Source organism: Fusibacter ferrireducens, assembly GCF_015352425.1.
GTDB lineage: Bacteria > Bacillota > Clostridia > Peptostreptococcales > Acidaminobacteraceae > Fusibacter_A > Fusibacter_A ferrireducens.
Window position 1 is genome coordinate 1 of the sequence record NZ_JADKNH010000033.1, and the last position, 8,776, is coordinate 8,776.

The 8,776-nt window shown below is 34.0% G+C and carries 8 protein-coding genes; all 8 read left to right on the plus strand.

The annotated features are described in order from the left end of the window. Nucleotides 1-307 precede the first annotated feature (307 nt). Nucleotides 308-913, plus strand: a complete 606-nt coding sequence (locus tag ISU02_RS23500) for a hypothetical protein (protein WP_194704308.1) — start codon at nt 308-310, stop codon at nt 911-913. Between the two features lie 549 nt (nt 914-1,462). Continuing rightward, nucleotides 1,463-2,326 carry a hypothetical protein gene (locus tag ISU02_RS23505; RefSeq protein ID WP_194704309.1) on the plus strand — a complete coding sequence of 288 codons (864 nt, stop codon included), beginning with the start codon at nt 1,463-1,465 and terminating at the stop codon, nt 2,324-2,326. Nucleotides 2,327-2,481: 155 nt separating this feature from the next. Next, entirely contained in the window at nt 2,482-3,426 is a 945-nt protein-coding gene (locus ISU02_RS23510; RefSeq protein WP_194704310.1) for a DUF4062 domain-containing protein, read from the plus strand. 183 nt (nt 3,427-3,609) lie between these two features. Beyond that, entirely contained in the window at nt 3,610-4,107 is a 498-nt protein-coding gene (locus ISU02_RS23515) for a GNAT family N-acetyltransferase (protein ID WP_207736527.1), read from the plus strand. Nucleotides 4,108-4,576: 469 nt separating this feature from the next. Beyond that, nucleotides 4,577-4,927, plus strand: coding sequence for an SH3 domain-containing protein (locus ISU02_RS23520; RefSeq protein ID WP_194704312.1), 351 nt, complete (start codon nt 4,577-4,579; stop codon nt 4,925-4,927). Nucleotides 4,928-5,122: 195 nt separating this feature from the next. Further along, nucleotides 5,123-6,379: a hypothetical protein gene (locus ISU02_RS23525; protein ID WP_194704313.1), complete on the plus strand. Its 1,257-nt coding sequence runs from the start codon at nt 5,123-5,125 to the stop codon at nt 6,377-6,379. A 277-nt stretch (nt 6,380-6,656) separates the two neighbouring features. After that, nucleotides 6,657-7,133 (plus strand): NUDIX hydrolase, encoded by a 477-nt coding sequence (locus ISU02_RS23530; protein ID WP_194704314.1) that lies wholly within the window; start codon nt 6,657-6,659, stop codon nt 7,131-7,133. 800 nt (nt 7,134-7,933) lie between these two features. Further along, nucleotides 7,934-8,542, plus strand: coding sequence for a DUF2971 domain-containing protein (locus ISU02_RS23535; protein ID WP_194704315.1), 609 nt, complete (start codon nt 7,934-7,936; stop codon nt 8,540-8,542). Nucleotides 8,543-8,776 lie beyond the last annotated feature (234 nt).

An 8,776-nucleotide genomic window follows, 5' to 3' on the forward strand; every position in this document is an offset into this window, starting at 1 on the left:
ATTTTAACCGTTCATCACATAACACGTCACTTACCGGAAATCGTTCTGATGTCACCGCTCTTGCGAAGCAAGATCAGCGCCACTTTTGCCCTAAGGGTCAAAAGGAACGACTTCGGTAAGTGCGGGAACGTTATACGAAAGTTTTAAACGTTCAGATTGTGATGAATCAGTGAACAAATTTTCAAATTAAAAATGAAAACATTAATTGGATTTTCAACTGTGAATATTCTGAAATAAGATAGAGAATATTATTTTTATAGGTTTAGATGGAGTAAATACAAAATAAATGCATTAAAGGGAGACTGTCATGGCATATAGTGAACTAGAAAGGCTTAAACGTAAAAATGAAGCAATTACTGAAACAAAATGGTTTAATGAGAATTTTAAGAATGGTATTGATTATACTAATGGTGCATATACAACTTTGATTGGAGATGTACTAAGATTGAATGTAAACTATTCGTTATCGTCTAATATACTTGGAACTACAATAGAAAGAAAAAACCCTTCGGTTGACACTTTTGATAGTACTAACTTTTTTTACATAGGATTTGATCTAAAAAGCGATCTGATAGAGTTCTGCAAACTCTGTGAAAAAGAGGAGGTTGACTTTATAAATAATAAAAGAGAGTTTGAAAAGTATTGGACTGAGAGGAGTAATAGTTTAGTTCCGTATCAACATTATAGAATATATATGTATGATGCCATTAAAAACTATTTTAGATATGAGAGAGTTAGACTTACATTGTTAGATATACTACAAAATGGATATAAGCATCAGTTTGACATGAACACATTTGAATTCAACTATATCAAGAGTGGAAAGTTTAGTAACAATAAAACAATATTTGAATATTATAGTGCTGATGAAAAGAAGAAAATGGAAATTGATAAATTTAAACTTAGAAGATAATAAATGTTTAAAACCATCGTATAACACGACAATTTCCTACATTCCTTCCGATGTCACAGTCCTTGCGAGGCAAGCTCTGCGCCACTTTTTCCGCTAAGGCGTTAAAAGGAAGGAACGTCGGAAACTGCGGGAACGTTATTACGAAACCGCACAAAGAAAGTTGAAAATTTAATATGAGCAAATGGATGATACTAAGAAAGACTGTATAATTGTCTAAAAATCATCACGATTGTAAAAGAAAAAAGAAGTATTGGTTAATTGTGATCAAAGGCAAGGTAATGGCGAGACCCTAAGGTGTCCCACCATTAATGCACGATGTAAATTTAAGACTAAGAGCATGCGGCATCGTATAACAGAGGATTCTCAAAATGCCTCTATTGTCAGACTTCGTGCGAGCCTGAGGCAAGAACTCTGCCAATTCTCCGCTAATCGCTTGTCACCGTTTTTGTGAACCTGGATCAAAACCGTTGCCAAGCGAACGCTGAGAGCGAGGCACTTCGAGAATCCCCGGAACGTTAGACGAAATTAGAATTACCAAGGAGGAAAATAATGAAAGATTTTATAGATTTCAAAAAAGTAAGTTTAAAAAATCATAAAGATATTAATGAATCTACCATTCAAAAAATTATTGCTGGTGATCCGAAAATACTTGGTTTAGGTGAATTGATACTAAAAGATATAGAGCGTGTTCAATCAAATGCAGGAAGATTGGACTTACTATTACAGGATCTTGAGACATATAAAAGATATGAAGTGGAAATCCAATTAGGAAAACTTGATGAAAGTCATATTATTAGGACAATAGAGTACTGGGATATAGAAAGAAGAAAATATCCACAATATGACCATTGTGCAGTGATAATAGCAGAAGATATTACAAGTCGATTTTTAAATATACTTCAACTATTTAATGGACACATTCCGATCATAGGAATTCAAATGAATGCGTATGAGGTGGACGGTAAATTAGGATTAATATTTACTAAAGTAATAGATGAAATGACCTTGGGGTTGATTGATGATGATGAAAATACATTTGAAAGTGCGAGTCGAGAATACTGGGAGGAGATAGGAACAAAAGAAACAGTAGCTGTAGTTGATGAATTATTGAATATAATTCAATTAGAGTATCAAGATGTTAAACTGAAATATAACAAAGCTTACATTGGTTTAACCGAAAATGGAGTTCCGAAAAATTTTATTGTATTTAGAGTTAAGAAAAAACATATAAGAATGGAGATTAGACTCCAACGTACTGATGAGATTGATGATTTAATAAATGAATCGGAATTAGATTTAATGGAATATGACAATAGGGATAGAAGATACAGAATTCGTTTATCATCAAAAGAGTTACAAGATAATTACGACCTGATTAAGATTTTGATTAACAAATCTTATCAATCATGGTAATTATAACATCGTCTAACACGCCGATTACCTAAATCACTCTGATGACACAGTCCTTGCGGTGCAAGGACAGCGCCACTTTTGTCCTAAGGGTCAAAAGGAGTGACTTCGGTAATCGCGGGAACGTTATACGCAATTAAAATTAAGGAGAAATTTTGATGAAGATATTTATTAGCTCAACTTACATCGATTTGATAGATTTAAGAAAAATCACGTTTGATTATTTTAATGAATTTGCTTCAAGTATTCAAACAATGGAAGTTTGGGGAGCATCTAATGAAAATCCTTTAGAGAGGTGTCTTAAGAAAGTACGAGAATCCGACTTATATATTGGAATCATTGGACATAGATATGGATATGTAGCCCCGCAATATAATAAATCCATAACAGAATTAGAATATCTAGAAGCTAAGAGACATAATATTGATAGGCTTATTTTAATTATGGATGATAATTACCAAATAGCCTCGAAGTTTGTTGATAAAGGTGAAAGTGCATCAAAGCTAGATGAATTTAGGACTAATTTGATGAATGAACATTTTGTTTCTTTATTTTCAGATAAGCAGATTTTTTCTAAGGGATTAAACAACTCATTTAGAAACTACTTAATTGATAAAAATATTGATGTAGACAAATTAAACTTTAAAACAATATGGGATGAAATTAGTGAGGCGTTTGATTCCAATAAGAATTATCCTGATTTTAAGTTAGATTGGAAGAAACCATCTACTTCTATGGAAAATCTTAATGAAATAGAATCAGTACTTGAAGGATTAGAAGATTTTCACAAGTACATAAGTGAAAGTTATGAGAATATGAATTCTGATTTAATTAGTGTTCTGAAAGAATTTAGTGAAACAGAAGACGAACTTAATGAAAGAATATTTTATAAAGAGAACCCTTTTTTATACCGAGATTGGGAAATGGTTACCTTCTTCCCAAATCGCACGAATACTTTAAGGATGCATTTAATGGTATTGAAATTAAAAGCTTTGGAACAACAAGCATTAACAGAACCATGGTCAAGTAAACTAGTGACGGAAATTAGTAGTATAAAAGAGCAATTGAAAACTTTAGTAAGAGATACAGCATATATAGATTAATTTTAACTGCGTATAACACGACTATTACCAAAATTCATCTGATGACACAGCCCTTGCGAGGCAAGGACTCCGCCACTTTTGCCCTAAGGGTCAAAAGGATGAACATCGGTAATAGCGGGAACGTTATACGAAAGAATTGACAAGTCAATAATGCTTTATACATTTAAAGGATTGGTGATAACCGTGATTAGAAAAGCTAAAATATCAGATGTTGAGAACATAGCAAAGATAAGAGTTGATACATGGAGAACAGCCTATAGCGGAATTGTAAATAACGAATTTTTATCTAGCCTAAATTATGAAGAGAGGGCAAACCGATTTCGAAATTATTTGATAGAAAGCAGCAATTATATGCTTGTGTATGAAGATGAAAAAAGTAAAAAACTATTTGGTTACATACAATTTGGGGTGCCCAATGAGGATGATGATGTAGATGGTGAGATATATGCGATTTACATTTTACAAGAGCACCAAAAGCTAGGTATTGGTAGGCTATTGATGAAAGCTGCCATACTAGCGTTAAAAGAAATTGGCATTAAAAAGACAATTGTTTGGGTCTTTAATGACAATATTAGGGCAAGAAAGTTTTATGAGCATTTGGGTGGAACACACATAAAAGATAAATTAATCTTAATTGGAAATGATGAACTGAAGAGTTGCGGATATCTGTTCAACTTGTAAAAGCTGAGTATTACAGCCGTTCATAGTTAACGTCAATTCCATCGTATAACACGACATTTTCCGACATTCCTTCCGATGTCACAGCTCTTGCGAGGCAAGCACCGCGCCATTTTTTCCGCTAAGGCGTAAAAAAGAAGGAACGTCGGAAACTGCGGGAACGTTAGAAGAAATGCGAAAATAAAAGACGATAAAATCTTTATAATACCAATACAAATGATTATATCATGCTAATAGCATCAAACCTAATATAGGTATCAAAATTGCCTACAAACACGAATAAACGTTGCTCTAGCAACCTATACAGAGATTAGATTTAACAAACAGGACAAGCTACAAGGACACTTTAATTATTGATCATATCATGTAATTATAATCAAAATGGTAATGATAATCTCAGTTATACTGGCGATGTGCTGACGAAATAGTCAAAAAATATTGAAAGACGAATAAATATAGAAAGAAGACAACTATGATTGAATATAAAGTTATTAAAGAGAGAAAGTCCGACATGAACTCACCAATTAAATTAGAAATAGGTGATATAGTTGAGTGTCTTGAAGAATCTGATGAAGATGGAGATTGGGCAGGGTGGATTTTTTGCAAAGGGAATAGTCTGGAAGGATGGGTTCCAACACAAATAATAAAAAAAGAAGGAAAGATTGGAAAAGTACTAGAGAATTATGATGCTACTGAATTTGATCTAACAATAGGTGAGATAATAATTTCTGATAAAGAACTAAACGGCTGGATCTATGGAATTAAGAAAAATAGTGATGGGCTAAAAGCATGGGCACCGTTAAATCATATACAAAAATTATGATAGACATAACGTTCAAACTATTTTCGCACAACTTCTAACACGCCGATTACCTAAATCACTCTGATGTCACAGCCCTTGCGGGGCAAGGACAGCGCCACTTTTCCTAAGGGAAAAGGAGTGACTTCGGTAATCGCGGGAACGTTATAGGAAAAATCTGTACACAATTAATCATACCATTATACGAGGAGACTCAAAATGAATAAAAACAATTGCATTATTCCAAATACACATAAGAGATTGAATGAGGTACACATGCTTATTCATCAGGTAGCTAATAACTATTTTAATCCGGAAGCATTTAGAGTGAACTTAAATGCTGCAATTCAAGCAATAAGAAATTTAACATTTGCATTACAAGCTGAGAAAAACTCCATTGGTTCTGAATTTGATGAATGGTATTTATCTTGGCAAAATAAAATGAAAAAAGATAAAATCATGAAATGGCTAAATGATTTGCGAGTTACAATAGTGCATATGAAAGACCTTGAATCTAGTAGTGTTGCTAAGGTAAAAGTTTATACATATGAACAAGTATTAGTTGAACATTGTGCTATTCCGATTGATCTTCCAAATAATATAATATTACAGTTTCTAATAGAGAACCAATTTATTAATCCGATAAGTTCTAAGTTGGAAATGATTGTTGAAGTTGAACGGAAATGGGTCGAGAATTCATTTCCCGAAACAGAGTTGGTAAGTGTACTAAATTACTGTTTCAAATTTTTATACGATCTTGTAGAAGATGCCCATGAGAAATTCGGAGTATCATTAAATGAATGTTCAATATCTGATTCGCTTCATGAATGTGAATTTATAGATGGTAGATTGAAGTGTATCGAAGATTTCAACGAAGCTAGAAGAACTTCTTTTTCGGCTGGAGACTTATCGATTCGTAAAGTAAGGACTGAGTCAATGCAAATTAATGATACTATAACTAAAAAAGCTATAAAAAGATATGGGATTAAAACTGAAACTAAAAAGATGAATGAAAAAGTGTTACCAGAAGATGGATTATTTCAATTGATTATTGAACAATCAAAAGCTGTATTAAAAAAGGACAAGTATCATCGCTCCATGGCATTTATCTTTGACAATGCTGGATCTCCACAAATGATTGGTTTAGAGATTAATGACAAGTCCACGAAATATATTATTATGCATAAACTAGCTCAATTAGTAAGGGATAATAAATCTAGAGCGCTAATTACAATTTTTGAGACATGGGTAAGCCAAGATCTTGTAGGATATAACAAAGAAGAATCGCTTGAAAATGTAGAGGACAAAAGAGAATGTTTGAGCATATCTTTAATTAAGAATGATGGAAGTCAAAAGCATGTAAATATTTTTTTCAAACGAAATTTAATGAATACGATTACATTTGAAGAAATAACAGAAAATGCAGTAATAGAAGCGAACGCTTTCAGACCTATTATGGAAGTGTGGGGATATTAATAGTGGTTAAAACAGTACAGATTCATCCTATAACACGCCGATTACCTAAATCACTCTGATGTCACAGCCCTTGCGAGGCAAGGCCAGCGCCACTTTTCCTAAGGGAAAAGGAGTGACTTCGGTAATCGCGGGAACGTTAGAAGAAAGTTTTCAATATACTTATAGATATTATCGGAAGTATTGTAGGTTGTACAAATTGCAGTTGATATAGAAATTCTTTCAGTTTTATATTTAGGAAAATGAATCGGAAAAAAGTTGAATGAGGTGGGGCATAAAATTGGACTATATATCGAGTTTAAGAAAATATATTGGGACGCAGCCGATCATAATGTGTGGAGCTAATGTCATAATAATTAATGAAGAAAATGAAATTTTACTTCATCATAGGACTGACAGAGATTGGTGGGGACTTCCAGGTGGGGCGATGGAATTAGGCGAAAGTATGGAAGAAACAGCTCGTAGAGAAGTACTAGAAGAAATAAACATTGAGTGTCTTGAACTAGAACTTTTCAATGTATATTCAGGTGAACAGCTATATTATAAATATCCAGATGGGAATGAAGTTTATAATGTGACAGTGACCTATCTATGTACATCCTATAAAGGTGAAATAAAAGTAGAGAAATCTGAGGGGCGGGATGCTAAATTTTATAAGATTGATGATATTCCAAAGAATATAAGTGCGCCCGTATTACCAATAATCAGTGAGTACATAAAAAAGAGCCAAAATGGAATATTGAAAACCAACTTCTAACACGCCGATTACCTAAATCACTCTGATGACACAGCCCTTGCGAGGCAAGGCCAGCGCCACTTCTGCCCTAAGGGTCAGAAGGAGTGACTTCGGTAATCGCGGGAACGTTATCCTGAAATGGGAACCGACATGGTGAGAAAAACAAACTTTATTTATTGAAAAAAGTTGATCACAGACGGTATCTATACTACGATTGAAATTAGGTAAATGTTATTTAGGATCAGACGTTGTTTAGAATGCATTAAGCATATAGGTTCCCGAATGTACATGATATGAGATTAAAAGGATTTAACGAGAAGCTTATCGACTAAGAAAGCATAGGCAAGATTTTTTTAAGTAATGGTAGTCTAGTGGTTTCAAAGAGGCCGGAAGCTGAGTCGCATTTGGTAGCAGGTATTAGGTTGTACCGATTTAATTTGGAACCGTTTCATAAAAGCTTGCGTCTCAGTAATGTTTTTATTGAATTGGAGGTCTTAAGTGTTATCTATGAGAGTAAAATTAGGGAAGTATGACGATACATAATTTTGTTATTAGAAGGTTGTCGGCTTTCTTAGAGCAGCAAGTGTTAGAGTCTGAGGCATTATAAAAAGAACACTTCAGATAACAGAGGATTCTCGAAATGCCTCTATTGGCATGCCTCATGCGAGCCTGAGGCAAGAGTCACGCCAATTCTCCGCTAATCGCTTGTCACCGTTTTTGTGAACCTGGATCAAAACCGTCGCCAAGCGAACGCTGAGAGCGAGGCACTTCGAGAATCCCCGGAACGTTATATGAAAGAATTTTATTGAGAGGAATAATATATGGCATATGATGAAATAAAATGGAGAAAGAGATTTAACTATAGATCAGATATAACACTTACGTTAACACATCTTACTCGTGAGACAAAAGAAATGTCATCTGTAGAAGTATTAATTAAAATTTTAAATGAGCAAAAAATTATCGGTAGCAGCAATAGTGGCTTTATTCATGGTTCTAACACAGCAGTATGCTTTCAAGATGCGCCACAGTATGGTGTTGCACAGAATATAAATCATGAAAAGACGTACAGAGAAGAATTAGGGAATAAGGTTAGGTATTCGCATAATGGCTTAGTTTTTCTGAAGTCTTATGTATTTAAAAAAGGTGGTAGACCTGTAATTTATGAAAAATTAGAAGTGGCAAAAGAAATGTTACATGAGGATGAGTGGTGGAGAATTGTCAATTACGATTTGAGTAATAAAGAAAATATCATTGATTGGACTCATGAGCGAGAGTGGAGAGTAAAAGGAGATTTTGAATTTTCGCTGAGCCAACCATATATTATTCTTGGAAATACCAGTGATTATAATGAATTTATGAATAAGGCCCCTGAAGAAGTTAAAAACACCATTGCGGGCATTACCTCTATAGTTACATTGATTAAATAAAATTCCATCATATAACACGCCGATTACCAAAATCACTCTGATGTCACAGCCCTTGCGAGGCAAGGCCAGTGCCACTTTTGCCCTAAGGGTCAAAAGGAGTGACTTCGGTAATCGCGGGAACGTTATGGGACATTTTTAGAAATAAGGGAGAGTATATAAATGGGAACTAAAGCTCTACATAAATTTGATAAGACAATAAGTAGATGTGAAACATTAGTAAAAACATATGAGGAT

Coding starts and splice junctions, on each gene's coding strand:
- ISU02_RS23500 (WP_194704308.1), top strand. CDS start 308: ATGGCATATAGTGAACTAGAAAGGCTTAAACGTAAAAATGAAGCAATT.
- ISU02_RS23505 (WP_194704309.1), top strand. CDS start 1,463: ATGAAAGATTTTATAGATTTCAAAAAAGTAAGTTTAAAAAATCATAAA.
- ISU02_RS23510 (WP_194704310.1), top strand. CDS start 2,482: ATGAAGATATTTATTAGCTCAACTTACATCGATTTGATAGATTTAAGA.
- ISU02_RS23520 (WP_194704312.1), top strand. CDS start 4,577: ATGATTGAATATAAAGTTATTAAAGAGAGAAAGTCCGACATGAACTCA.
- ISU02_RS23525 (WP_194704313.1), top strand. CDS start 5,123: ATGAATAAAAACAATTGCATTATTCCAAATACACATAAGAGATTGAAT.
- ISU02_RS23535 (WP_194704315.1), top strand. CDS start 7,934: ATGGCATATGATGAAATAAAATGGAGAAAGAGATTTAACTATAGATCA.